Here is a 23,506-nt window from a genome sequence, read left to right as displayed (position 1 = left end):
GTTCCGGCGGTTCAGTTTCCGCGGGGCGCGTACATGATCACGGTCATGCGGCGAGGCAACGGCACCGAGATCCGGGTCCGCGGGCGCCGTCGGCTGCAAGGACCGGGAGAAGCTCATCTTCGGCAAGACCACGCAGTACGCCGTCAAGGCCATGGTCCTCACTGCCGCCAGCGGCGGGCTCCTGTTCTGCAGTTCGGCCCAGCCGGCGAGCTGTGCCGACATTACCCACGCCCGGCTCCTCTCGATGCTTCAGCGGTTCCGCCGCATGCGGCGCATGAGGAGAAAGACGACGAGCGCGATCCCCGCTGAAAGCAGTGGGGTCCACTTGGATCCTGCTGCGTGCGCTGCGCGAGCAGCCTTTTCACGGACTGCATCGGGGGTTTTGTCGGCTGCGAGGTGTCCGGCCCGCGATGCGGCGTCACGGACGTGCTCTGCGGTCTGGGCGGCTGTGTGCAGGAGCGGCTCGGGTGCCTTGCTTTTCGCCAGCTCAGTCGTACGGCCAGCCTTCTCACGGGCCTGGGCCGTGGCCTGTTTGGCTTTGGCGATGGTGTGTTCCTTGACCGCGGCAGCCTTCTCTTTGGCCTTGGTCTTGCCGTCGGCTCCGGCCGATGGCTCGTCAGCCTGGCCGGCTTCGCTCTGTGTGACCTGGGCTTCTGTCGGCTCTCTCGAAGGGGAAGAGGACTCGTTACCGTCTTGCTGGCTGGTCATCGGTGTGCTCTCCATCCCGGCCGTCACGGCCGCGGCTTCGTTGCTGGTGCGCTCAGGTACGCCGACGAGCTGGCCCCCCCGCTCCTCGGAGTGAGCCAGTGGTCGAAGGACCCCTGCTGTGATGATTGCGCGTCGAATGGCTGGATTCCCGGCGCCGAGCTGGTGCTCTACTCCACTCGGGCGCAGCAAAGACACGGTGAGCCCTACGGCCACGCCTGGGACCGCGGGACGGGTGGCGGAGGGGGCCTCTGTGTCGTGGGGCCCCGTCCTGCGTGTCCGCTCGCACCGCTTCTGGCCGGGGTGTGAGCCTGCGGCCGCATCCGTACGTAGCGCGGTGCCTGACCAGAGAGGGGCGGCCGCCGGTTACGGGACAGGGGAGCGGAGGCCTTAGGCCCGGCGCGCCGCTTCGATGCCCGGCGTAATTCGCAGGATCGCCGCTGCTCCGCTGAGTTCCAGGAGTCGGCGCACTTGAGGCGGGAGAGGGCCTGCCACCATGAAGCGGGGGAGTCGGTGATGGGCATGCACGAGGAGCCGGATCAGACAGGAGTCCGCGTAGACGACCCCGGACACGTCGATGATCGTCCGCGTGGCGCGGGCCAGGCGGGCATCGCGCAAGGCGCTGCGGAATGACGCCATGGTTCCGCTGTCGAACTCCCCGGCGAGGACGAGAACCACGGCGCCGTCCCCACGGTCAGGCAACAGAGTCACGCCCGCCCCACTGAGCGTGCCCGCCAGCCAGGAACCGTAGGCCGGCCGTCGGCCGCGCCTCGGGGGCGCGGGCCGGGGGGACCGGAACCGGAAGGGGAATCGCATCGTGCACCGCCTGTAATCGACGCTGCGCTGCAGGGGCGCCTGTTGTGGACCGCCGATCATGACCAGGCTCAGGCCCGGGAAGGCCACGTTCCCGATCGTCCGGGCAGAGGAGAGATCAAGGTGAAGCAGTGGCGTAGTAGCCGAGAACTGGGAAGCAACGCCCACATCGAGCTTGTGCCCTGCTTTGATGTTGCCGAAAATTCCGGCCAGGTTGACGGCGGCGGATCAGAAAAATGAGTACGAGGAGAACAGTGCTCCTCGGATCCCCGCCCGGCAAGCTGGCGACACCGCTGGCACCTATCCTGGTTATGAACCGCCAACCGAAATGGAGGGCGTGATGCTCATCCTTGGCGTCATTCTTCTCGTCATCGGCTTCTTGACCGGAATTTCGATCCTATGGACGATAGGGATCATTCTTGTCATCATCGGGGCCATTCTCTGGATCATGGGAGCGGCCGGTCACGCCGTCGGCGGCCGCCGACACTACTGGTAGCGATGTCAGGGGACACGCGGGGCCGACACGACGACGTCGTCTCCGGGGCCCAGGTGCGCCGTCGCGATCATGTCGCCGCCGTGAGCATGGCTTCCTGGAACTGCCGGGCCACGGAGATGTGTTCGCCGAGGTGCAGGGCGTGTTCCGCCGCCTGCGCGATGCAACCGGATGCGGCAGTGAGCGTGGGACGGTGAAGGTCGCATTGGCGTGGTTGATGCCGAGGCCGGTCCAGTGGAGCTCGGTGGACAGGTGGCCGGTGTCCTTGAAGAGCAGGACCGCCGGGGGCGGCCGGATGCATAGCGGAGGCACGAGAAGCGGAATCTCAGGAACAGGCTCGGCGGCGGCGAACCCCCTTCCGCAGGACTTCGCATGTGAGGCCGGTAGCGTTGCGGGGCGGAGCGGGTGACGGCCGGGTTGTGGGGTAGGCGTATCAGGGCCCCAGACGCCACTCGCACTGCAAGGGTGCGATCTTCGCCGTAGGCCACTGCCGCAGACGGCTCGCGGACACTGGTCTGCGTGGTCCCGTACGTACCACCCGGGTGAGGTACCCCTGGTACCCCCTGGCACGCCCCTGGGTACCCCTCCTGCCTGCCAGGTTCCGCGACGATCGCGTGATCGGGTGGGGGCGATTGCGACGCGCGGCCCGAAACGCCATGGGGCCGTGGCTGGAGCCATTCGGACCGGCAACAGTCTTCGATCGGGTGGGGGTGGACCGGTCCGGCGCTCATGCGCTGCCCTGTGGGGGATCACTGTCTGCCGGGCGGAATAGCCCGGTCCTGAACCATAACCAGTGAGAGGCAGATGAGGGATGGGACATGGCGGGAATGTGCTGGAGGAGCTGATGGCGGATCACCGGGAGGTCGAGGAGATCTTCGCCCGGATCCAGGCCATGGCCGGCGAGGGACAGGAACTGCGTGACCTGGTCGACGAGGTCACCATCGAGCTGGTGAGGCACTCGGTTGCCGAGGAGCAGTACCTGTACCCGGCCGTCCGCGAGTATGTCGAAGGCGGTGACCGGCTGGCTGACAAGGAGATCGAGGACCACGGCCGGGTCGAGAAGATCCTCAAGCAGCTGGAGAAGATGGACACCGGCGATGCGCAGATGAGCCCGGTGCTGCAGCAGCTCATGAACGAGGTCGCCGCCCACGTGCAGGACGAGGAGAACAACCTCTTCCCGATGCTGCGGCGCACCTGCTCCGCCGAGAAGCTCGATGAGCTCGGGGGCAAGGTCCGGCGGGCCAAGGCCATGGCTCCGACCCGCCCGCACCCCTCCGCGCCGAGCACCCCGCCTGCGAACAAGCTCCTCGCCCCTGGCGTCGGTCTGGTCGACCGGGCCCGAGACTTCGTCACCGGCCGCGGAAAGTCCTGACCGACCCGGCGGGGATCCCCGGCACGTGGGGGCGGCCGGCGAATGCTGCCGCCCCCACGCAGCCCGGTCGGGCGGTGTGACGCGGGTCACCACCCGCGGCGTGACTCCCGCCTACACTGGTCGGTCACGAGCGGGGCAGCGCGGCTCCGCACAGAACAGCTCACCGCCGGCAAGCCGATCCCGGGGAGCTCGCCCCTGAGGACCGATCGCCCGTGCCCTCCGACCTGACTGCGCTCATAGCCGCTTCCGCCCGCTGGCTCTTGGCGGCCTACCAGCCCCCGACGGGCGCGCTGAGCCGCGCGCTGGCCGAGGCCCAGGCCCGGCAGGCCACCACCCTGGCAGCATCCTTGTGCTACCCGACCAGCGTGGACGTCCAGCTCCTCCACCTGCTCGCCCCGAGCGGATCCCACCGGCTGGACTGGCTCACCGGATGCGAACCGCGCGAGGACGACACCGACACCGCCTGGCGTACCTGGGTCGACGAAACCGTTGTCAGCTGGGCAGCCTGCCTCCTGGCCGATCCCGCCCTGGCCACACGTGCCCAGCAGGCCCTGGCCACCACCGAGCACCACAGTGAAACCGGCAGCCTGCAACGACTGACGCACCCCAGCGTCCTCGACAGCGAAGCCGCAGCCCTGCTGCGCCACCCCGACCTCCTGGAAGGCATCGCGGTGCTGCACCGGCCCCAGCTGCTGCAACGGCTGGAGGTCCAGGGCGCCGGACTGTCCTGATCCGCCGCACCCGTAGAAACGGGATGCTCACCGAGCGCAACATCGTGGGGGCCGTCCGGTTGGGCATACTTGCCCCGATTGTGGGGACCCGCCAGACATGAGTATCAACAATCCGGATCCTGATCCCCGCACCACTCCTGGCCTGGATCACGGAGGCTCGGTGCCGCCCGGCGAGACCCCTCCCGCCGAGGCGAGCACCACCTCCGGCGCCGGACCGTACCGCCCGCTCAAGCGCGGCTGGTCCAAAGGGCCGCTCGCGCTCATCCTCACCGTCGCGGTCCTCGTGGCGCTCTTCTTCCTCGTCTACGGAATCGTGCTGGCTCTCTGACCCTGCACCCCGGCCGGCGTAGAGGCACGGCAGTGTGGTCCAACCCGCTGTGGCGACAACGAGGGTCGGGTCGGGTCCCTGCCCCCAACGTCGCGGCCGGGCATACCGTCTGCCGACGCGGCCAGGCGTACCGCTGGGCCGGACCCTGCAGTGCCCCTCCCTCTCGGCACGGACCGCGAACCGACCTGCCATGGCGGCCGGCACGCAGCGCCCCCGGGGGGGGCGTGGGGCCAGGACGACAGGACGAGCTGGCTCAGCGGCCGCAGGGTTCCCGAGCTAGTGGCTACGTCATGGTCGAGCGGTGGCGGTTCCGCAGCACCCCGGGGCTGGTCACCGCATGACGTGGGAGGAGCAGGCCCCGGAGGAGACACCGCACCACTGCCCTTGCCTCAGCCTGCTGCCACCGATGCCGTTGTGGCGAGCCCGTGGACACATGCGATGTCGGCCGGGGCGGCGGGGATGCGCATGCGCCGCAGGAGGTCGCGTGTGGTCCGCAGAGTCAGGGTGCTGCGCCAGGTGATGCCCGGGTGGCGGGCCCTCAGGTGCGACAGGGCACGGTTGCCGAGGCCGCTGGAGAGGAAGTACTCGTCGATGTCGACGCCGGTGATCACCCCGTCGCGGCAGGCCGTGCAGATCTGATAGCGGACCTGGCCGACGACCTTACGGCCGTGGACGAGGAGCAGGCACTCCTGCCCTGGATCGGGGTCGCCAGGGATGTGGGTGGAGAGGAATTCGACGTAGCGGTAGGCGCGGATCCTGCGGCGCAGCCGCCTACCGAGCCCTTCGCGGCGCCCGTGCCTCGCGGCATGCGGTGGCGCGACGAGACGGGGGGTCGAACGGAAGAGGGCGCTCGCGGAACGTGCGTGGTCTCCGGACATGGACCTCGTATTCCCAGGCGGTGGCCCCTGATGCTTCCACGCCCTGAAAACACGGGAAAAATCGTCACCAGACACGCGACGAACAAGACCCGCACGTCAGCCTCCCTCCGCGAGCACCGTAGCTACTCAGCGATAGACGCCAGCTGGCGGTTGCTGGGCGGGGAGAGCGAGCAGTCGGAGCGCGTTCTGCTCGGCCACCGCAGCGTCCACCACCCTCTGACCGCTGCCGAACAGCTGATCGCCCCACCGGCTCACCGGTCCCGCACCACCCCCGCCGGCCCGAACCACTGATCCTCGCTGCTGCCGTGCTTGGGGCCCGCGCGGGGCAGGGCGCCTCCCGCGCGACTCCTCGGCGACAAGCCCGTGGTTCCCGCGGAGCTGTCCGGCTTTGACCGTCTGCCTACGGTCGTGCAGGGAAGGACGTAAGGACAAGTGGTGGGTGCGGTCGTGTTCGGCGTGGACCGACCGCGGACGTCGCCCAGGCGATGCCGCCCGGTGAAGGTCACCCGATCGGATGCGAAGGAGTGCCGATCCGGCTGGTGCGGCAGAGGCTGGGCCCATGGCCGCCAAGCTGATCATCTACCCGCCGGACCAGCAGGGCTGGCGCCGTGTCCGCTATGACGGCGTCGCCATCGGAGTGGCACACCGTCCAGCAGATGTTCGGGCCTTCCTCGCCGCTGCCGGGATGGAGAACGCCGAGGACGTCGACCTCACCGACCCCGACTTCGTGGAGTGGAGGGGGGCCGGCCCCGAGGCGTGGGAACCGTTTCCCTGACCGGCTCCACGTTCCAGGTGGCGACGCCTCGTGGGGACTCCGGCCGGGGGTGTGCTCGGCGGTCGGTTCCTGGGAGGGCGACCGTAGCGGGTCGCGCGATGCCGTTCGCGCCGGGCGGCAAGAACCAGGGAGCTGCTGCCCGGACCTCCCGGGGGACGTGGCTTCGTGTTCCACGTCCAGCGCGCCGGGTAGGGGCTGAGCGGGTGAACCCGCGCTGACCGTGGACGGCTGCGCGGCGACCGGAGGAGCAGAGTGGTGACTGAGACGGTACCCATGGTCGTGTTCGCGAACTTCCTCTCGGACTTGGCGGTGGATCTCGACGAGGGTCAGATCCTGACGACGTGGGCCCAGCAGGCGCCGCGGAAGGCGTGGCTGCTCCGGCCGGGAGATGTGTTCGTCACTCCCGTGCCGCTGAGCCGGGAGTTCCTGCGGTACGTGTACGACCTGACCGGGGTGCCTCCGGATTCGGTGGCGGTCGTGGAGGTTCCGCCTGCCGGAGCCGTCCCGCTGGCGCGGGCGGTGCGTGAGGCCGGCCTCGTCGAGCAGGTCCGGGCTCTTGCCGGTGACCGGGGTGCGGCGCTGCTGCCGACGGCGCTCGACGCGTCGGCGATCGCGTTCGCCCGCGACATCGGCATCGCGGTGCACCCGTACCCCACGGTCGAGGCCGCCGAGGCCGCCCTGAGGATGACCATGCTGCTCAACACGAAGACCGGCTTCCGCGAGACGGCCGGACGACTGGGCATGCGGCTGCCCGCGGGGCGGATGTGCCGACGCCCGGAGACCGAAAGCGTGGTGCGCGAGCTCCTGCGGGACCACGAGGGCGTGGTGGTGAAGCCCGACCGTTCGGCGGGAGGGCACGGGATGCGTTTCGTGTCCCGCGACGAGCTGAGGGGCGGGGCGAACCTGCGGCTCGATACGGTCGGCGGGCCCGAGGGCCTGTGGGTGGTGGAGGAGTGCCTCGACGTGGCGGAGTCGGTCAGTATCCAGATGGAGGTGACCGCATCCGGAACGCGCGCGCTCTTCAGCGGTGCGATGCGGACGCTTCAGGGTTCCTTCACCGGATACGCCTCTCCACTGCCACCGTCCTGCGCGCATGTGGCCGGCGAGCTGGAGGAGTGGGGCACGGCCCTGGGCCGCCATCTGGCCGAACACGGCTACGCCGGGCCCTTCGGGCTCGACGGGCTGGTGGACACGGACGGCATCGTGTACGCGAGTGAGAGCAACATCCGTCGTACGGCGACCACCACCCCCCACGCCATGGTCACGCGACTGACCTCGGGATCGGCCGAGCCCCACCCGGCATGGTCGGTGTCGAAGGGCTGGACGCGCAGCCCCATGGACTTCGAAACAGCCCTCGTCCGGCTGCGCGCTTCCCGCCTGGCGTTCGACCCGGAGCGCGGCGAGGGCGTGGTTCTGTACGCGGACGCACCGCCCGACGGCCGGTCCTGGCGATATGCCGTGATCGCCAGGAGTGCTGGGGACGTGGAGGAACAGGACGCGGCGTTGGCTGAGGTGCTTGAATTCCAGGAGGGCTGACACGCCACTAGCAGGCGCGCAGGGGCTTGTCATGCTGCGGCGTGGGCTCCGACGGCCTGTCGGTAGGCCACGTGGCCGCCCAGCGCACCGCTGACGGCTACGGCAGCCATCCCGCCCAGGGCCCACAATCGACCCTTAGCCGAGCGGCCGCGGACCCGCGCCGTCAAAGACGCGGTGTAGCAGGCCACCGCAGCCAGGTTGGAGACCGCGTGGGCCAGGCCGACCCGGGCCTGCTCGGGTGGCAGGTCCGCCCAGTCCGCCCAGCCGGCGACCGCTGCCGGGGCGACGCCGACCAGTCCGACGGCGGTCAGGGTGGTTGTCGCATGCTGTGTACCGGGCACGAAGTCGAGGACCGAGGCCGACAGCCAGCAGCCAATAGGAAGCTGCACGAGGACGGGGTGCACCGGGTGGCCCAGGGGTCTGCCGCGCAGGAGATCGCGAATGTTGCCCAGGGGAAGTGAGCGGATTCCCCCCTGCAGCAACCTGATGGCTGGGTCGGCCGCTGTTGTCCGCTCGAGCCGGTCCAGAGTGTGCAGCCAGCATGCCGAGGCGGTGGCGAGTGCTGTGGTGTGCCCGCCCGCGGGTGAGGCGTCGAGAGCGCTTGAGTTCATACACGACGCCTACCCGCTGCCCCGCGGCCATCCCGCCTTGGCTTCGACTGCACCCGAACGACAGGCCGCCGAGCCGCGGTTTCAACAGCCGTGCTGCTCCGGCTGGCCCCCTGACCTGCCGCTGCGCCAACCTGCGCAGAGCCCTCCCTCGTGGGGTGGGTGCTGAGGCGATGCCGGGTAAGCGCGCCTGGACCACAGAATGCACATCTCATGCGGAGGAACCGCCATCGCCCGATCCTGCCCATGGAGCGGCCGCGCTCTCCATCTCCGGAGTACTGGTGGCCGTAGCCGCAGTGACCGTACTGGGCGGGAAGCGTCGGATCGCAAGGGCCGCCGCCCCGATTCCCGAGCAGGCCCTGGACAGCAACGAGGCCGACCTGGCCGAGGTCAACGAGGAGGCACACCGGTCATCGACCAATTTCGACCCGCACCCGGCATTCCTTCCGAGACGACCACCCCCGCAGAGCTGAGCAAGAAGGTAGGGCGTCCCCGCGACGTTCTCGGCCAGAGCATCGAGGTACTGACCACCGAGGCCGACATCAAGGCCCAGCTCAAGGAGAAGAAGGCCGTCATGAAGCAGCAGACCGCAGAAAGGGCCTCATTGATCGTCGGCGGCCGAACGCAAATGACTCGACGGATCAGCCGGTCCTGCGCGTCCGGTTCATGGTGGGGATATTCCTGGTCCTTTTGATCGCGCGCATGCTCTCCGGGGGTCTGCCAGGAGTCCTCGCGGCGTTGCGCGGCGGGGTTCTGCTGGGCTGGGGGGCCTCGCGGCGCCTGCGTCGACTCCCGTACCAGAACGCAGCCGATCAGAAGGACGACCAGGACCACTCCGGCGGGAGACGCTACCGCCGAAGCGTGCCGGCGGTGCTTCTTCAGCTGAAGGCCTCTGCCGCGAGAACGATGCGGGCCCCCATGTTGATTTCCATCATTCTCAGGGCGGCGTCTGCCAGGTCCGAGCGAATGTGGGCGACGGCATCGCGAGCGACGGTGACGGACAGGTGCCTGATGTGGGCGTCGAGTGCGGAATACAGCACGCACTGCTCCGTCACCTGCCCGCACAGGATCAGGTCGCTGACCCCCAGTGTTCCCAGCAGATATGCGAGGGGGGTTTCGTAGAAGGCGGAATGGCGTGCCTTGACGATGAAGTAGGAGTTCTCGTCCGGCCGTACGGGTTCGACCAGGTTGGCGTGGGGGCCGGCGAGGGCGGCTTCGAGGATCTCCCCGTGGTGGGAACGCCACTTCCCGAAATTGTCGTTGACGTAGATCACCGGTAGTCCGCGTTGGCGCGATTCCTCCAGCAGGAGGGCCACAGCGGGCAGGGCCTGCTCGACGGAGGAGACCAGGTCATCCGCGTCCTGATGGTCGTACGTGTTCAGCATGTCAATGATGACAAGTGCGGTTTTCGCCATGCCCTCCAAGCTCCCAGAAATACCTGGGCGTGAGCCGATGACACGAGCGACCTTGCGGGGCCTCCGCCCGGATCCGGGCCGCGATCCGGTGGGGTTGCGGCCCGTGATGGCGCAGGACGCGACGGCACGGCGAGCACAGCGCGGTGGTGTGCATGTTGCTGCAGCAGCCCGCCCGCGGCCAGCGCGTCCAGATGCGGTTACCAGTAGTGCTTGCGTCCGCCGACGGAGTGCCCGACGGCCCCCAGGATCCAGAGGATGACTCCGATGACGAGGAGGATGGCGCCGATGGTCCACAGGATGCTGATTCCCGCGACGAAGCCGATGACCAGGAGAATGACGCCGAGGATGATCATGGGCACCTCCGATTTCGCTGTGACTCTCCTTTCAGCCTAGGCGTGTCCCGCGCTGTCGGCGTGCCATGCCTGGTGAGCGCCACGCCGAATCGGCCCGGTCGCCCGCGGGCGACCGGGACGCGGCCCCGGCCTGCCCGGTGACGACGGGCACCGGGTGCGGGGCCACCGACGGACTACAGGCGATACGACGGGGTAGCCGCGGGACATAGGCACCACCGAGGGAGGACACGATGACGGACCACGAAAAGTCCAGGCAGCACGCGCGGCGGACCACGCCGTCCCAGGCCGTGGGCGAGAGCGGTGACCGTGAGGCCCGGCAGCAGGCGGACGACGCCGTCGTCCAGCGCTCGGGTGCGGCGGAGGACGACACGGATGCCGGAGGCCACCGTGCCAAGCGCCACCGTCCGGGCATCGGCCGTGAGGAGCAGACCCACCCCGATGACGAGCGGCAGGAGAAGAACTCCGAGGACCGCTGACGCCGGCGTCCTTCGGGGCGCACCGGCTGCTTCGGGCCTCGTAGGCCGGCCGGAGCGCTGGTTCGCCTGGGCCTGTGAGCCCCGCCGCCGCCTCGTTTGCCGGGGCCGGGCAGGTTTCAGCCGGGCAGGTTTCAAAGGGGCCGAAACGGTAAGCCGCCCAATATGGTGCGAATCGGGTACACGATGATGACCGAGCAGGCCGGGCCCCGGGAACTGGTCGACCACGTGGTGGCAGCGGAGCGGGCGGGTTTCGGCTTCTCCGTCATCTCCGACCACTCCTTCCCCTGGCTGGAGGCCCAAGGGCACGCGCCCTACGCGTGGAGCGTCCTGGGCGCCGCCGCACAGGCGACCTCCCGGATCCCGCTCATGACGTACGTGACCTGCCCGACGTTCCGGTACCACCCCGCCGTGATCGCCCAGAAGGCGGCCACGATGCAGCTCCTGTCCCAGGGGCGCTTCCGGCTGGGGCTGGGCTCGGGAGAGAACCTCAACGAGCACATCGTCGGCGCGGGCTGGCCCGCCGCCCACGTCCGCCTGGACATGCTCGAGGAAGCCGTGGGGATCATCCGCTCCCTGTTCGCCGGCGGGTACGTCACCCACCACGGCACCCACTTCGACGTCGACAACGCCAGGCTCTGGGACCTCCCCGACGACCCGCCCCCGATCGGGATCGCCGTCTCCGGAGACCGTTCCTGCGAGATCGCGGGCAACTACGGCGACCTGCTCATCGCCACCGAGCCGAAGCAGGAGCTGCTGACCTCATTCGGCGCCTACGGAGGCTCCGGCAAACCGTGTGTGGCCCAGCTCCCGGTCTCCTACGACCCCGACCGCGACGCGGCGGTGGCCCGCGCGCACGACCAGTTCCGCTGGGCGCTCGGCGGCTGGAAGGTCAATGCGGAACTCCCCGGCCCCGCGGCCTTCGCCCAGGCCTCGCAGCACACCAGAGCCGAGGACGTCGCGGAAGCCGTGCCCTGCGGCGATGACGTGGACGCCTTCGTCGATGCGGTACGCCCCTACGTCGACGCGGGATTCACCGAGGTCGCCCTGATCCAGATCGGCGGCGGCCAGCAGGAGCCCTTCCTAGACTGGTCCCGGACCAGGCTGCTGCCGGCTCTGGAGGAGCTGTGACAACGGCCTCCCCAGTGCACGGGCCGGGTTCAGGCGAGAGCTCGGTTGCCGAGCCTTGCGGGAGGCGGACATGAACCGCGCCGCGTTGTTCGATGTCGACGGCACCCTCGCCGACACCAATCACCTGCACGTGGTCTGCTGGTGGGAGGCCCTGCGGCAGGCGGGCCACGACGTCGCGATGCACGACATCCACCGCGCCATCGGACTGCCCGGCGAGGACCTCCTTGCCCGTTTGCTGGGCGAGCACCGGGATACGAGCGAGGACGACGCGCTCAATGCCGCGCACAGCACCCTCTACGGCACGTACTTCGACCGGCTGCCCCCGTTGCACGCGGCGGCGGATCTGCTGCGCGAGCTGGACCGACGGGGCTGGCGGGTCGTGCTCGTGACCTCTGCTACGGACGCCGAGCTCGACGCGCTCAGGCGGGCCGTCGACGCCGACGACGCCATCACCGCGACGGCGAGCTCCGAGGACGTGAGCGAGGGCAAGCCCGCGCCGGAACCACTGCACCATGCACTCGGCCTCGTCGGCGCCACTGCCCGTGACTCCGTGTTCGTGGGTGACACCGTGTGGGACATGGAAGCGGGCTCCCGGGCCCACGTCGCATGTGTGGGGCTGCTCTGTGGCGGCATTCCGCGCCGTGACCTCGAAGAGGCCGGGGCGCGCGCCGTCTACCGGCACCCCGCCGATCTGCTCGCGCACATCGACACCAGTCCGTTCGCCGACAGGTGAAGACCGCCGGACCCCACCGCTTGAGCGATGACCCGCTGGGTAGGCGCAGCGTACGAGAACGAGCCGTACCACGAGGTGAGCTACATGGAACGATCCACCGAGCCGGAACCCGAGGGCCCCGGGCCCACTCCGGAAGGCCCGGATCCGGTCCCTCGCGACCCGCACCCCGCCGGTCCCGAAGACAAGCCGCCCCCGGTCGAGCCGGCGGAGCAGCCTTCCACCACCGAACGGCCGACGGTGCCGGAACCTCCCGACTGAGCCCGTACGAGCCGACCGGGGAAATGAAACCGAGCCCCGTCACCGTTCGTGGCGGCGCTCGAAGTCTTCGCGGGAGGGCCCGGTCGGGAATGGCCCCGGCGGACCGGGGTAGCCGCGTGAGTGCCGCCCAGTGAGGGCTCCGAGTTGGAGGCCAACCATGTCAACCAGCACGCTCATAGCAATCGTTGCCATCGCCGCGGTCATCGTGATCGCGCTCGCGGTCGGCTTGTGGATGGCGGCCCGCCGACGTCGTCTCCAGAACAAGTTCGGCCCCGAGTACAACCGCACGGTCGAGGCGGAGGGCGGCCGCATGGCCGCCGAACGCGAGCTGCGAGCCCGCGAGGAACGCCACGACAAGCTTGAGATCAAGGAGCTCCCTGCCGAACGGCGCGACCAGTACGCCGTTGAATGGAGCAGTGTTCAGGAACACTTCGTGGACCGGCCGGAAGGCTCCGTGGAGGAGGCTGACGAACTGGTCTCGCGGCTGATGCGCGAGCGAGGCTATCCCACGGACGACTACCGCGGTCAGCTGCGAGATCTCTCGGTCGAACACGGCCGCACCCTGGAGCACTACCGGGCTGCCCACGACGTCAAGGTGCGCAGCACTGATCAGAAGACGACCACCGAGGAACTGCGAGGGGCGATGGTGCACTACCGCGCCCTGTTCGACGACCTGCTGAGTGACCAGAGGAGCCGGTGACATGCGGAACCACGCGAGCAGTGACGAGCGAGCCGGCGACGCCGGCATCACGACGGAGGACATAGCCCATCCGGCGCCGGCCGCGGGCGACGGTACGGACACCGGCACGACGACCGAATCCGGCGAAGGGGCGGTCGACGGCCCGAGGGCACCCGTGTACCCGGGGGAGGCAACCAGGGACGCGGCCGCCGGGGAGGACGGGACCCGCGAAGGCGGGGACGAAGGCCCGACGGACCGCGAGGCGGGGACCGGACCGGCGCAGGCGGGCACCGACGAGCCGCTGCTGGGTGCGGAGGACGCCGCGGAGTACCACAAGAGGTGGAGTGAGATACAGGGCCGGTTCGTCGACGACCCGCAGGAAGCGGTCAGGTCGGCGGACGCCCTCGTGGCGGAAGTGATGCAGAGCCTCGCGCGTACCTTCTCCGCCCACAAGCAGGGGTTGGAGGGGCAGTGGAGCCAGGGTGGGCAGGTAGCGACAGAAGAACTGCGGCTGGCGCTGCAGCACTACCGGTCGTTCTTCAACCGGCTCCTGAACACCTGACCTGATACGAAGACCGGGTTCCGCGAGGAAGCCGGGCAGCCCTCCGCCACCGCGCCCGACGGAAATGGAACGGCCCCACCGGGGCCGTTCCATTCTGTACAGATCGTCAGCATCCATCTCGCCCCACAGCCCTGGCCCGTTGGTACCTCGACCGGCAGATGCGCGCGATCGCATGCTTCCTGGAGCGACGAGTTCTTCGCCGGCTGACATGCAGGCAAGGAAAAGCCTGCCCCGTGCGGGTGGGCGCGGCAGGACGGGGAAGGCGTGCCGGGGACCCGTACACCTGAGAAGGGACGGACAACATGGCACGACCGAGGATCGTGGTCGTCGGCGCGGGCTTCGCCGGCGTCTCCTGCGTACGCCGCCTGGAGCGGACGCTGTCACCCGGGGAGGCGGAGATCCTGCTGGTCACCCCGTTCTCCTACCAGCTCTACCTGCCCCTGCTGCCGCAGGTGGCCTCCGGGGTACTCACCCCCCAGTCCGTGGCGGTGTCGCTGCGCCGCAGCCGCCGCCACCGGACCCGGATCGTGCCCGGCGGGGCCGTGGGCGTCGACACCCGGGCCAAGGTCTGCGTCATCCGGAAGATCACCGGGGAGCTGGTGGACCAGCCGTACGACCACCTTGTGCTCGCGCCGGGGAGTGTGACCCGCACCTTCGACATCCCAGGCCTGGCGGAGCACGGCCGCGGCATGAAGACGCTGGCCGAGGCGGCCCATCTGCGCGACCACGTGATCGCCCAGCTCGACCTGGCCGACGCCGCCGCACCGGGCTCGGCGGAACGGGTCTCACGGCTCGGCTTCGTCGTGGTGGGCGGCGGCTACGCGGGCACCGAGACGGCCGCCGCCCTGGAGCGGCTCACCACCAACGCCGCAGGCCGCTACCCCCGGCTGGACCGGCGCGAGATCAGCTGGCACCTCGTGGACGTGGCGCCGAAGCTGATGCCCGAGCTCGGCGACCGGCTGGGCCGGGCAGCCCTCGACGTGCTGCGCCGCCGCGGCATCGAGGTCTCGCTCGGCGCCTCCGTCGCCAAGGCGGGCCCCGAGGACGTCACCCTCACCGACGGGCGCGTGCTGCCCTGCCGCACCCTCATCTGGACCGCCGGCGTCGCCGCGAGCCCGCTCATCGCCACGCTGGGCGCCGAGACCGCGAAGAGCGGCCGGCTCGTCGTCGCTCCGGACCTGCGGGTGCCGGGGGCGGACGGGGCGTTCGCGCTCGGTGATGCGGCCGCCGTGCCCGACCTCGCCGGCGGCGGGGACGGTGCGGTGTGCCCGCCCACCGCGCAGCACGCCGAGCGCCAGGGCAGGGTCGCCGCCGACAACGTCGTCGCCACGCTGCGGGGCACGCCGCTGCGTCGTTACGTCCACAAGGACCTCGGACTGGTCGTGGACCTCGGCGGCCGCGACGGCGTCTCCCGGCCGCTCGGCATCGACCTGCGCGGGATGCCCGCCCAGGCCGTGGCCCGCGGCTACCACTGGGCGGCGCTGCGCACCGGGGCCGCGAAGACCCGGGTGATGACGAACTGGCTCCTGAACGCCGTGGCCGGCGACGACTTCGTCCGGACCGGCTTCCAAACGTACAAGCCGGGGACGCTGCGCGACTTCGAGTACACGGACCACTACCTCACCCCGCAGGAGGTACGAGCCCGCACGGCGACCGACGGGGGCTGACAGTTCCGGCGAGCGAGACCGCCATCAGCAGTGGTCGGACCACCAGGACCGGCGGCTCCCTCCCAAGGGCGCCGCCATGACCACCACCTGGCGCCGTTCAGCCACGACGCGGCGCGGATCCTGTCGGCCCGTCGGACCTCCCCTCAACGGCCGGCCCGGGCGCCGTCGGCGGAGCCGCCGGAGTGGACAGCGTCCGATTCCCAGGGCGGCGGCCGCACACCCGGCTCGGTCCAGGCCGCCAGAGCCTCGCCGTCGACACAGACGATGCCGCACGTGGCGGCGTACTCAAGGGCGGGTGCGGTGAAGTAGCCGGTGGTGACGATGATCGCGACGTCGGCGTCGTGGACGGCGAAGCACGTCCCGCCGAAACGCTGCAGGTCCTGCGAGCCGACCCGGTTGTCCTCGGCGTAGTGCTTGCACTGCACGATGACGCGCAGCCCGTCCGGGGTCGTGGCGATCACGTCGGCGCCCAGGTCGCCCGCACCGCCCACCACTTCCACCGGTGTGCAGCCGTCGCGTACGCAGAGAGCGGCGACGGTGTGCTCGAAGCCGTCGGCATCGACCGCGCCATGGTCCAGCGCGTCGGGTCCCACATCCGGCGGATCCGTCGCGGGCCGCACGCCCGGGTCGGGCGGTGCCGTGGGACGACGCCTGACGGGGGACATGCTCCATCCGGCGAACGCCACGCCGATCAGCAGCACCACCGCCGCGGCCACCGGCAGGACCGGCATCCGCGTCCCGGCCGCCGAGGCGGCCTTGACGAAGACGGCCAGTCCGCCCACGGTCGTACCGGCGAGTCCCACGGCGAGCACCAGATCGCGCCCGAGCGTGGCGCCGCGCCGCGGGACCCCGCTCCTGCTTACCCTCGATGCCACGGGGTCAGCGCCTACGGCCCCGGCCCCGTCCGCGGACCGCCCATCCGTGGCCGATGCCGGCGACGTGGAGGGCGAGCGCGGCGAGACCGATCAGCATGAAGTTGGTGGAGCTGAACACTTCGTTCGTGCTGATGGTGGCGGCGTTGATCAGGAACGCGATGAAGAACAGCACTGCGGCGGTGATGCCGAGCATGTCCATGCCCCTTTCGGTCGGTGACGGCCGTGTTCCCCGCGCGGGCCGGATCATGAGTCACTGCGGAAAGAAAGCCGGACCTCTTGCGCCGGCGGAGCCGCGCGCTCCCCGCAGGCGGCGGGACGAACCACGCCTCCCACGCGCGGGAGCGACCCCTGCACTCCCGGGAAGGCTTGGCGCGCGGTCTTCGGGACACAAGCGGGGTGTGCTGAAGACACTGACCCTGATCCTGCCCGGCGCCGCAGCGGCGCTCGCCGCGGTCGCCGCCGTCGCCTCCTCGCCCTGGTGGTGGGCCGTGGCCGTGCCGTCGCTGCTGCTCGTCCTGGTGGCCTCGCACGACCTCCTGCAACGCCGGCATTCCCTCCTGCGGAACTACCCCCTGCTCGGTCACCTCCGGTTCGCCCTGGAGGCGCTGCGGCCGGAGATCCAGCAGTACTTCATCGAGCGGAACATCGACGGCAGCCCCTTCGACCGAGACACCCGCAGCATCGTCTACGAGCGGGCCAAGGGCACCGACGCGGAGGAGCCGTTCGGCACCGAACGCGACCTCCTCCGGCCCGGCAGCGAATACCTCACGCCGTCCATGGCCCCACACCCGGTGCGCGCCGATCCGCCCCGGGTCCGGGTCGGCGGACCCGACTGCACCCAGCCGTACGACATGTCCCTGCTCAACGTCTCGGCGATGAGCTTCGGCTCCCTGTCCGCCAACGCCGTCCTCGCCCTCAACACCGGGGCACAGCTGGGCGGTTTCGCCCACGACACCGGCGAAGGCGGCGTGTCCGAGTACCATCGGCGCCCCGGCGGCGACCTCATATGGGAGATCGGCACCGGATACTTCGGGTGCCGTACCGGCGACGGGGGCTTCGACGAGCGGCAGTTCGCCGAGAAGGCCGCGCACCCGCAGGTCAAATGCGTGTCGCTGAAGATCAGTCAGGGCGCCAAGCCGGGCATCGGCGGTGTCCTGCCCGGTGCCAAGGTGAACGCGGAGATCGCGCAGGTGCGCGGGGTGCCGCAGGGGGAGACCGTCATCTCGCCGCCGTTCCACCGCGTGTACTCCACCCCGCGCGAGCTGGTGCGCTTCCTGGCCCGCATGCGGGAGCTCGCCGGCGGCAAGCCCGTGGGGTTCAAGCTGTGCGTCGGCTCGCGCCGCGAGTTCCTCGCCGTGTGCAAGGCCATGCGGGAGGCGGACGTCACCCCCGACTTCATCGTCGTCGACGGGGCGGAGGGCGGAACGGGCGCGGCACCCCTGGAGTTCGCCGATCACGTCGGCCTGCCGCTCGGCGACGGCCTGATGACCGTCCACAACGCCCTCGTCGGCTCCGGGCTGCGCGACCGCATCCGGATCGGAGCCTCCGGAAAGATCGCCACCGGAAGCGATCTCGTCAAACGCCTGGTCCAAGGCGCCGACTACACCAACTCGGCCCGCGCCATGATGTTCGCGATCGGCTGCATCCAGGCCCAGCGCTGCCACACCAACACCTGCCCCGTCGGGGTCGCCACCCAGGACGAGCGGCGCGCCCGGGCCCTGGACGTCGGTGACAAGGCGCAGCGCGTACGGCGCTACCAGGAGGCGACCGTCAAGAGCGCGCTGCAGATCATGGCGGCCATGGGCGTCGACGACGCGCGCGGACTGCGCCCCCACATGCTGCTCCAGCGGGTGGACCCGCACACCGTCCGCTCGTACGCCGAACTGCACGCCTGGCTCGCCCCCGGAGAACTGATCGCTTCGCCCCCCGAAAGCTGGGCAGCCGACTGGAAGGCGGCCGACCCCGGCCGCTTCACCCACTCCACCCCCTGAACCACCCGCTGAACCACCCCCTGAACCACCGCCTGAACCGGCTAACGAAGGGCAGTCCCGTGGCACGTACCGTCGCCCACGTCATCGTCGACGCACTCGAGGAACTCGGCGTCCAGCACGTCTTCGGCGTCGTCGGAGACGCCCTGAACCCGCTGACCGAGGCCATCCGCACATCCGCCGGCCTGAACTGGATCGGCTGCCGGCACGAGGAGGCCGCGGCCTTCGCCGCCTCGGCGCAGTCCCAGCTCTCCGGGACCCTCGGGGTGTGCATGGGCACGGTCGGACCCGGATCCGTGCACCTGCTCAACGGCCTCTACGACGCCGCCAAGAGCCGCACGCCCGTCCTGGCCATCTGCGGCCAGGTCCCCCTCGCCGAGATCGGCAGCGACTACTTCCAGGAGGTGGACAACGACCTCCTCTTCCGCGACGTCGCCGTCCACCGGGCCACCGTCACCTCCCCGGACCAGATGCCGCGCCTGCTCGAATCGGCCGTACGCGCCGCCGTGACCCAGGGCGGAGTGGCCGTCCTGACCGTCCCCGGCGACCTTGGCGATCAGGAGCTGAGCGACGACAGGCCCACGCGGTTCGCCCTGGACCGCGCCGTCACCCGGCCCGACGACCCGGCCCTCGCCCGGGCCGCCGAGCTGCTGAACGCCGCGTCCCGGGTGACCCTCCTCGTCGGCCAGGGCGCCCGCGAGGCCCGTACCGAGGTCCTGCGGACCGCCGAGCTGCTGGCGGCCCCCATGGTGCTCACGCTGAAGGCGAAGGAGGGCTTCGAGGACGACAACGCCTTCCAGGTGGGCCAGACCGGCCTCATCGGCAACCCCGCCGCCGCCCACGCGCTCGACAGCGGGGACGTGCTCTTCATGCTGGGGACCGACTTCCCCTACCGGGAGTGGTACCCGAAGGACGCCAAGGTGATCCAGGTCGACTCCCGCGAGGACCACCTGGGACGACGCACCCCCGTGGACGTGGGCCTGGCCGGCGACGTCGGCGCCACGCTGCGGGCCCTGCTGCCGCTGTTGAAGGCGGTCCCCGACCGCGCGCACCTCGACGACGCCCGGGACCGTTTCCTCCACTGGCAGGAGGGACAGCAGCGGCTGGCCGACCCCGCACACGAGCACCGCTGGACCGGGAAGCTGCGGGCCGTCCTGGACAACCGCGAGCACGCCATCCGCCCCGAGGCCCTGGCCGCCGCGGTGGACGCCTACGCCGACGCCGACGCCGTCTTCACCTCCGACACCGGCATGGCCACCGTCTGGCTCTCCCGCTTCGTCACCATGCGGGGCGACCGCCGCCTGATCGGCTCGTACAACCTCGGCTCGATGGCCAACGCCATGCCCCAGGCCCTCGGTGCCCAGCTGTGGGCACCCGACCGGCAGATCGTCGCGCTCTGCGGGGACGGCGGGCTGAGCATGCTGCTCGGCGACCTCATGACCATCAAGACGTACCGGCTGCCGGTGAAGCTCGTCGTCTTCGACAACCGCCGCCTGGGCATGGTCAAGCTGGAACAGGAACAGGCGGGCCTGCCCGAATTCGGCACGGAACTCGACAACCCCGATTTCGCCGCGGTCGCCACGGCCCTGGGCCTGACGGGGATCCGGATCACCGACCCGGCCGAGCTCCACGAGGGCGTGCGCCGGGCCTTCGAGACGCCGGGGCCGGTCCTGCTGGACGTGCTCACCAACCCGGAGGAAGTGGCCGTGCCCGGCAAACCGACCGTGGCCCAGGGCTGGGGTTTCGCCGTGGCCAAGGCCAAGGAGCTCCTGCCGGGCCGTGAAGGCTGACGGCCACCGCAGGACGCCGGCCGACCACGAAACGCCCGCGAGCAACCGTCCGTTCTTCCCGTGATCGGGTGCGAGGGGAAAACCGTACGTGCACAACGGGAAAGCCGGGGCAGACGCCGTTCAAGAGGTTCGCTGATCCTTTCATTCACACCGGAGGAGTTGTTCTCACGTGACCGAGCATGTGTGGAGTTACAAGTCGACGTCGGGCCACCTGGCCGGTACCGATCTCACCGGCTACAAGGTCGAGGCGGTCGACGGAAGCATCGGCAAGGTCGACAAGCACTCCGACGAGGTCGGTGACGCCTACCTGGTCGTCGATACAGGGGTGTGGATCTTCGGCAAGGAAGTACTCCTGCCGGCCGGGACCGTGATCTCGATCGACCCGGAGCAGCGGACGATCCACGTGGAGCGCACCAAGGAACAGATCAAGGACTCCCCGGAGTTCCACCGGGACACGCACCTCGGCGACGCGGGCTACCGCGAGCAGCTGGCCCTCTACTACGGTCCCGCCGGCCCGTTCGGCGGCCCGTTCGCCTGACGCGCCATGAGGGAGGGGCCCGGACTCGACGAGTCCGGGCCCCGAGCGCGAGCGACGTCCATCCGCCCACGGGGCGACCATGCGCTGCGCGCACACGTCCGTAGCCCGTCGTTCACTCGTCTCCGCCTCCGCCTCCGCCTCCGTCTCCGGCACGGGAAGGGCGGGTTCGACGGTTTGCCGGGGATGAGGCCCATGAAGGAGTTGGCCACGAGGTCACCGGCGGCGAGGTCCCCGTCCTCGGTGAGAACGGAGACGGAGCCCGCGGCGTGCCCCGGGGTGGGCATGATCCCGCCCTACCCGGCGCCGTCATCTCCCGCACCGGCCGTCCCCGTCAGGAGTGAACCCGTTGGACGGAGGCAGGGTGGAACTCCGGCTCTGCTAGGGGAGGTGCCGGAGCGTGGACGCCTTCCGTCGCCGTGCGGGAGTCACAGGAACCGGCGGATGGGGGTGACCGCGAGCTCGCGCAGACGTTGCCCCGCCGAGCGGCGGTTCCAGCGCGCTGGATCCATCGGCTCGCTGACCTGCACGTCCTCGTCGAAGTGGCGGTCCAGGGTTGCGGTGAAGTCTTCGTCCAGGACGGCGAGCATGACCTCTTCGTCATGGTCCAGGGAGCGACGGTTGAAATTGGTCGAGCCGATGAGTGCCGCGATCCGGTCGACGGTGATGACCTTGGCGTGCATCATCGTCGGCTGGTACTCGAAGATCCTCACCCCGCAGGCGAGGAGGTCTGCGTAGAAGTTCTGACCGGCCAGCCGGCAGACGCGCTTGTCGGTGTGGGGGCCGGGCAGGAGTATCTCGACCTCGACGCCCCGGCGTGCCGCCGCGCACAGCAGCCCGATGAAGTAGGCGTCCGGGGCGAAGTAGGCGGTGGACAGGCGGAAGCGCTGCTGGGCGGATTCGATGGCGACCCGCATCAGGGTCTGCATGTCCTGCCAGCCGATGCTGGCCGATCCCCGGACCACCTGCACCACTGCCCCGCCCTGCGGTGCGTGCTCGGTGAAGCGGTCGCGGTCGTCGAACAGGGTGTCGTGGCACTCCGCCCAGTTCTGTGCGAAGGCGGCGGCTACGCCGTCCACGGCGGGGCCGCGCAGCCGGACGTGGGTGTCGCGCCACTCGTTCTCGTTGCGGGCGTTGCCGCACCATTCCTCGGCGATGCCGACTCCACCGGTGAACGCCGTCTGTTCGTCGACGACGAGCACTTTGCGGTGGCAGCGGTGGTTCTGCTTGAGCGGGGAGAGGTAGAGGGGCTTTCGGAACCATGCGACGTCGACCCCGGCGTCCTCCATCAGATCGAGCAGCTCCTGCTCGATGAGCCGGCTGCCGAAGCCGTCCAGCAGCAGCCGCACCCGGACGCCCGCTCGGGCCCGGTCCGCCAGCGCCTGGGCGAACTGCCGGGCTATCGCGCCGCGCCAGTACACGAACGTCATCATGTCGACGGTGTGTTCGGCGGCGCGGACGCTGTCCAGCATCGCAGTGAAGATCTCGTCGCCGTTGCGCAGGGCGAGCAACGAGTTTCCTTCGGTGGCGGCGATGCCGATCAGCCGCTCGAGACGGCGCCGCATCCGCTGCTTGCGCTCGGCCACCGACAGCGCCGGGGCGATGGCCGCCCCGCCGGACAGTCGCGACCCGCTGGTTGTACTCGTCATGACTCCACCTGACCGGTCGGGGACGCCGCCCCACACGTCCGGCAACCGCTGGGGCGAGCCGACTGTACACAGCGGTGAGGTGGTCTCCGGATCCTCTGCCGGGAAAGCGCCCAGCCCGGGCTGCCAATATCTGTCACCGCGATGCAAGGATTTAGCGGTCCATGTGGAGAGGGTTTTTAGTGCGGCGGCCATGGTGAATTGTTATTCGTACGCCGATCGGTACGGCATGCTACTGTCGATCTCAGTTGCAGTCGTGGTTCCCAAAACTTCAAGTGCCTCCAGTCGGTCTCCGTGCCATATGGGTGTGCTTCGTATTTCCCGGTCGTTTTCCGGGCGGGGCATCATCGCGGCGACACGGTGTCCGTGCAGTGCGGATGCCGGTGTACTGCCCCTGAGGAGATCTGACATGGCATCTGGCACCGTCAAGTGGTTCGACGCGGCAAAGGGTTTCGGCTTCATCGAGCAGGACGGTGGCGGCGCCGACGTGTTCGCCCACTTCTCGAACATCGCCGCCCAGGGCTTCCGCGAGCTGGCTGAAGGCCAGAAGGTCACCTTCGACATCGCGCAGGGACAGAAGGGTCCGACGGCCGAGAACATCGTTCCCGCCTGACGCTGACGCGCACTTCGTAGCTGGGGCCCGCATCCTTCGGGGTGCGGGCCCCAGCTGCAGGCACCTCCCGCAGTGGGTTCACCTACGGGATGCCCATCACCGGCCGGAGACCCTGCTCCGGCATGCGGACCACTTCGGACCTGCACCCGAGTCGACCTCGGGGATTTCACGTCCAGCGTCACCCATTTTCATAGCGGCGCCCGCACGGACTCCCTGCGGACGGCTTCGCTTTCGCATTCCATTCGGCCCGTTCTTGCGATTCCCCGCGCTGTTCTTCGGCTGCCGGAATTCCTTGATGCGCGCCGTATCGAGGAAGGTTCTGAATGAACCCCGTACGTACGAACAACCGCTCCGCCCGCACCCGCAGCCGCACCGGCGGTTTCACCTCCGGTTCCGCCGCCGGTTCAGGCCGCGGCAGCCGCTTCGGTTCCTCCGCCCCGAGCCGTTCCTCCGCCCCGAGCCGCTCGGGCGGCTACGGCCGGCGGCCCGCCGCGCTGCAGGGTGAATTCGCCCTGCCCAAGACGATCACCCCCGCACTGCCCGCCGTCG

At 70.0% G+C, this 23,506-nt stretch carries 26 protein-coding genes and 1 pseudogene; 18 read left to right on the top strand and 9 right to left on the bottom strand.

All coding sequences use genetic code 11. From position 1 onward, the window contains the following. Positions 1-249: 249 nt before the first annotated feature. Together ACZ573_RS20115 and ACZ573_RS20110 are read right to left on the bottom strand one after the other, a co-directional pair. A complete protein-coding gene (locus ACZ573_RS20115) occupies positions 250-708 on the bottom strand; it encodes a DUF3618 domain-containing protein (protein ID WP_471305845.1) in 459 nt (152 codons plus the stop codon). A gap of 387 nt (positions 709-1,095) precedes the next feature. After that, positions 1,096-1,416: an STAS domain-containing protein gene (locus ACZ573_RS20110; protein ID WP_471305843.1), complete on the bottom strand. Its 321-nt coding sequence runs from the start codon at positions 1,414-1,416 to the stop codon at positions 1,096-1,098. A gap of 442 nt (positions 1,417-1,858) precedes the next feature. Here ACZ573_RS20110 and ACZ573_RS20105 point away from each other — a divergent pair, with 442 nt between their 5' ends. The 4 genes from ACZ573_RS20105 to ACZ573_RS20090 all read left to right on the top strand — a co-directional run bounded on the left by ACZ573_RS20105 (position 1,859) and on the right by ACZ573_RS20090 (position 4,442). Next, positions 1,859-2,014, top strand: coding sequence for a DUF6131 family protein (locus tag ACZ573_RS20105; RefSeq protein WP_471306375.1), 156 nt, complete (start codon positions 1,859-1,861; stop codon positions 2,012-2,014). An 808-nt stretch (positions 2,015-2,822) separates the two neighbouring features. Further along, the gene (locus ACZ573_RS20100; RefSeq protein ID WP_471305840.1) at positions 2,823-3,383 is read left to right on the top strand and encodes a hemerythrin domain-containing protein; all 561 of its coding nucleotides are present in this window, start codon (positions 2,823-2,825) and stop codon (positions 3,381-3,383) included. A gap of 212 nt (positions 3,384-3,595) precedes the next feature. Continuing rightward, complete coding sequence (locus ACZ573_RS20095) at positions 3,596-4,114, top strand: hypothetical protein (RefSeq protein WP_471305837.1); 519 nt, start codon at positions 3,596-3,598, stop codon at positions 4,112-4,114. A 97-nt stretch (positions 4,115-4,211) separates the two neighbouring features. Next, positions 4,212-4,442 carry a DUF6480 family protein gene (locus tag ACZ573_RS20090; RefSeq protein WP_471305834.1) on the top strand — a complete coding sequence of 77 codons (231 nt, stop codon included), beginning with the start codon at positions 4,212-4,214 and terminating at the stop codon, positions 4,440-4,442. 389 nt (positions 4,443-4,831) lie between these two features. Here the strand turns inward: ACZ573_RS20090 and ACZ573_RS20085 are convergent, their stop codons facing one another. Beyond that, a complete protein-coding gene (locus ACZ573_RS20085) occupies positions 4,832-5,320 on the bottom strand; it encodes a hypothetical protein (RefSeq protein ID WP_471305831.1) in 489 nt (162 codons plus the stop codon). A gap of 559 nt (positions 5,321-5,879) precedes the next feature. Here ACZ573_RS20085 and ACZ573_RS20080 point away from each other — a divergent pair. After that, entirely contained in the window at positions 5,880-6,095 is a 216-nt protein-coding gene (locus ACZ573_RS20080) for a hypothetical protein (RefSeq protein ID WP_125539589.1), read from the top strand. 255 nt (positions 6,096-6,350) lie between these two features. Continuing rightward, positions 6,351-7,631 (top strand): preATP grasp domain-containing protein, encoded by a 1,281-nt coding sequence (locus ACZ573_RS20075; protein WP_471305828.1) that lies wholly within the window; start codon positions 6,351-6,353, stop codon positions 7,629-7,631. Between the two features lie 29 nt (positions 7,632-7,660). On the opposite strand, the gene ACZ573_RS20070 is transcribed toward ACZ573_RS20075, so the two are convergent. After that, on the bottom strand, positions 7,661-8,242 hold the full coding sequence (locus ACZ573_RS20070) for a DUF2231 domain-containing protein (RefSeq protein ID WP_471305826.1): 582 nt from the start codon (positions 8,240-8,242) through the stop codon (positions 7,661-7,663). Positions 8,243-8,520: 278 nt separating this feature from the next. On the opposite strand from ACZ573_RS20070, the gene ACZ573_RS20065 reads away from it, so the two are divergent. Beyond that, positions 8,521-8,712, top strand: a complete 192-nt coding sequence (locus ACZ573_RS20065; RefSeq protein ID WP_471305823.1) for a hypothetical protein — start codon at positions 8,521-8,523, stop codon at positions 8,710-8,712. A gap of 405 nt (positions 8,713-9,117) precedes the next feature. Here ACZ573_RS20065 and ACZ573_RS20060 read toward each other — a convergent pair whose 3' ends face one another. Continuing rightward, positions 9,118-9,654: a cysteine hydrolase family protein gene (locus tag ACZ573_RS20060; protein ID WP_471305820.1), complete on the bottom strand. Its 537-nt coding sequence runs from the start codon at positions 9,652-9,654 to the stop codon at positions 9,118-9,120. Positions 9,655-9,851: 197 nt separating this feature from the next. Further along, the gene (locus tag ACZ573_RS20055) at positions 9,852-10,007 is read right to left on the bottom strand and encodes a DUF6131 family protein (RefSeq protein WP_471305817.1); all 156 of its coding nucleotides are present in this window, start codon (positions 10,005-10,007) and stop codon (positions 9,852-9,854) included. A gap of 230 nt (positions 10,008-10,237) precedes the next feature. Here ACZ573_RS20055 and ACZ573_RS20050 point away from each other — a divergent pair, with 230 nt between their 5' ends. The 6 genes from ACZ573_RS20050 to ACZ573_RS20025 all read left to right on the top strand — a co-directional run bounded on the left by ACZ573_RS20050 (position 10,238) and on the right by ACZ573_RS20025 (position 15,510). Then, positions 10,238-10,483 carry a hypothetical protein gene (locus ACZ573_RS20050; RefSeq protein ID WP_471305815.1) on the top strand — a complete coding sequence of 82 codons (246 nt, stop codon included), beginning with the start codon at positions 10,238-10,240 and terminating at the stop codon, positions 10,481-10,483. A 162-nt stretch (positions 10,484-10,645) separates the two neighbouring features. After that, complete coding sequence (locus ACZ573_RS20045) at positions 10,646-11,611, top strand: LLM class F420-dependent oxidoreductase (protein ID WP_471305812.1); 966 nt, start codon at positions 10,646-10,648, stop codon at positions 11,609-11,611. A gap of 70 nt (positions 11,612-11,681) precedes the next feature. Continuing rightward, positions 11,682-12,344 (top strand): HAD family hydrolase, encoded by a 663-nt coding sequence (locus tag ACZ573_RS20040; RefSeq protein WP_471305809.1) that lies wholly within the window; start codon positions 11,682-11,684, stop codon positions 12,342-12,344. Between the two features lie 415 nt (positions 12,345-12,759). Then, a complete protein-coding gene (locus ACZ573_RS20035) occupies positions 12,760-13,302 on the top strand; it encodes a hypothetical protein (protein WP_471305806.1) in 543 nt (180 codons plus the stop codon). Between the two features lies 1 nt (position 13,303). After that, a complete protein-coding gene (locus tag ACZ573_RS20030; RefSeq protein WP_471305803.1) occupies positions 13,304-13,843 on the top strand; it encodes a hypothetical protein in 540 nt (179 codons plus the stop codon). 302 nt (positions 13,844-14,145) lie between these two features. Further along, a complete protein-coding gene (locus ACZ573_RS20025; RefSeq protein ID WP_471305800.1) occupies positions 14,146-15,510 on the top strand; it encodes an NAD(P)/FAD-dependent oxidoreductase in 1,365 nt (454 codons plus the stop codon). A 143-nt stretch (positions 15,511-15,653) separates the two neighbouring features. Here ACZ573_RS20025 and ACZ573_RS20020 read toward each other — a convergent pair whose 3' ends face one another. Beyond that, positions 15,654-16,385, bottom strand: coding sequence for a restriction endonuclease (locus ACZ573_RS20020; RefSeq protein ID WP_471305798.1), 732 nt, complete (start codon positions 16,383-16,385; stop codon positions 15,654-15,656). A 4-nt stretch (positions 16,386-16,389) separates the two neighbouring features. Beyond that, complete coding sequence (locus tag ACZ573_RS20015; protein ID WP_471305795.1) at positions 16,390-16,578, bottom strand: hypothetical protein; 189 nt, start codon at positions 16,576-16,578, stop codon at positions 16,390-16,392. A gap of 205 nt (positions 16,579-16,783) precedes the next feature. Here ACZ573_RS20015 and ACZ573_RS20010 point away from each other — a divergent pair, with 205 nt between their 5' ends. The 3 genes from ACZ573_RS20010 to ACZ573_RS20000 all read left to right on the top strand — a co-directional run bounded on the left by ACZ573_RS20010 (position 16,784) and on the right by ACZ573_RS20000 (position 20,701). Then, positions 16,784-18,376 (top strand): FMN-binding glutamate synthase family protein, encoded by a 1,593-nt coding sequence (locus ACZ573_RS20010; RefSeq protein WP_471305792.1) that lies wholly within the window; start codon positions 16,784-16,786, stop codon positions 18,374-18,376. A gap of 59 nt (positions 18,377-18,435) precedes the next feature. Further along, positions 18,436-20,163, top strand: coding sequence for a thiamine pyrophosphate-dependent enzyme (locus ACZ573_RS20005; protein ID WP_471305789.1), 1,728 nt, complete (start codon positions 18,436-18,438; stop codon positions 20,161-20,163). 169 nt (positions 20,164-20,332) lie between these two features. Then, on the top strand, positions 20,333-20,701 hold the full coding sequence (locus ACZ573_RS20000; protein WP_471305786.1) for a PRC-barrel domain-containing protein: 369 nt from the start codon (positions 20,333-20,335) through the stop codon (positions 20,699-20,701). 425 nt (positions 20,702-21,126) lie between these two features. Here the strand turns inward: ACZ573_RS20000 and ACZ573_RS19995 are convergent, their stop codons facing one another. Next, positions 21,127-22,347, bottom strand: a complete 1,221-nt coding sequence (locus ACZ573_RS19995) for a phospholipase D-like domain-containing protein (protein WP_471305783.1) — start codon at positions 22,345-22,347, stop codon at positions 21,127-21,129. 406 nt (positions 22,348-22,753) lie between these two features. On the opposite strand from ACZ573_RS19995, the gene ACZ573_RS19990 reads away from it, so the two are divergent. Both ACZ573_RS19990 and ACZ573_RS19985 read left to right on the top strand, forming a co-directional pair. After that, entirely contained in the window at positions 22,754-22,957 is a 204-nt protein-coding gene (locus tag ACZ573_RS19990) for a cold-shock protein (RefSeq protein WP_301373038.1), read from the top strand. Positions 22,958-23,280: 323 nt separating this feature from the next. Continuing rightward, positions 23,281-23,506: pseudogene (locus ACZ573_RS19985) on the top strand (DEAD/DEAH box helicase); the annotation flags it as partial.

It is taken from the genome of Streptomyces sp. NPDC040545 (assembly GCF_055595065.1).
This window is presented reverse-complemented; position numbering and strand designations above follow the sequence as displayed.

Coding starts and splice junctions, on each gene's coding strand:
- ACZ573_RS20100 (WP_471305840.1), top strand. CDS start 2,823: ATGGGACATGGCGGGAATGTGCTGGAGGAGCTGATGGCGGATCACCGG.
- ACZ573_RS20070 (WP_471305826.1), bottom strand. CDS start 8,242: ATGAACTCAAGCGCTCTCGACGCCTCACCCGCGGGCGGGCACACCACA.
- ACZ573_RS19995 (WP_471305783.1), bottom strand. CDS start 22,347: ATGACGAGTACAACCAGCGGGTCGCGACTGTCCGGCGGGGCGGCCATC.
- ACZ573_RS20085 (WP_471305831.1), bottom strand. CDS start 5,320: ATGTCCGGAGACCACGCACGTTCCGCGAGCGCCCTCTTCCGTTCGACC.
- ACZ573_RS20025 (WP_471305800.1), top strand. CDS start 14,146: ATGGCACGACCGAGGATCGTGGTCGTCGGCGCGGGCTTCGCCGGCGTC.
- ACZ573_RS20115 (WP_471305845.1), bottom strand. CDS start 708: ATGACCAGCCAGCAAGACGGTAACGAGTCCTCTTCCCCTTCGAGAGAG.
- ACZ573_RS20060 (WP_471305820.1), bottom strand. CDS start 9,654: ATGGCGAAAACCGCACTTGTCATCATTGACATGCTGAACACGTACGAC.
- ACZ573_RS20080 (WP_125539589.1), top strand. CDS start 5,880: ATGGCCGCCAAGCTGATCATCTACCCGCCGGACCAGCAGGGCTGGCGC.
- ACZ573_RS20045 (WP_471305812.1), top strand. CDS start 10,646: ATGGTGCGAATCGGGTACACGATGATGACCGAGCAGGCCGGGCCCCGG.
- ACZ573_RS20105 (WP_471306375.1), top strand. CDS start 1,859: ATGCTCATCCTTGGCGTCATTCTTCTCGTCATCGGCTTCTTGACCGGA.
- ACZ573_RS20090 (WP_471305834.1), top strand. CDS start 4,212: ATGAGTATCAACAATCCGGATCCTGATCCCCGCACCACTCCTGGCCTG.
- ACZ573_RS20015 (WP_471305795.1), bottom strand. CDS start 16,578: ATGCTCGGCATCACCGCCGCAGTGCTGTTCTTCATCGCGTTCCTGATC.
- ACZ573_RS20035 (WP_471305806.1), top strand. CDS start 12,760: ATGTCAACCAGCACGCTCATAGCAATCGTTGCCATCGCCGCGGTCATC.
- ACZ573_RS20040 (WP_471305809.1), top strand. CDS start 11,682: ATGAACCGCGCCGCGTTGTTCGATGTCGACGGCACCCTCGCCGACACC.
- ACZ573_RS20030 (WP_471305803.1), top strand. CDS start 13,304: ATGCGGAACCACGCGAGCAGTGACGAGCGAGCCGGCGACGCCGGCATC.
- ACZ573_RS20055 (WP_471305817.1), bottom strand. CDS start 10,007: ATGATCATCCTCGGCGTCATTCTCCTGGTCATCGGCTTCGTCGCGGGA.
- ACZ573_RS19990 (WP_301373038.1), top strand. CDS start 22,754: ATGGCATCTGGCACCGTCAAGTGGTTCGACGCGGCAAAGGGTTTCGGC.
- ACZ573_RS20050 (WP_471305815.1), top strand. CDS start 10,238: ATGACGGACCACGAAAAGTCCAGGCAGCACGCGCGGCGGACCACGCCG.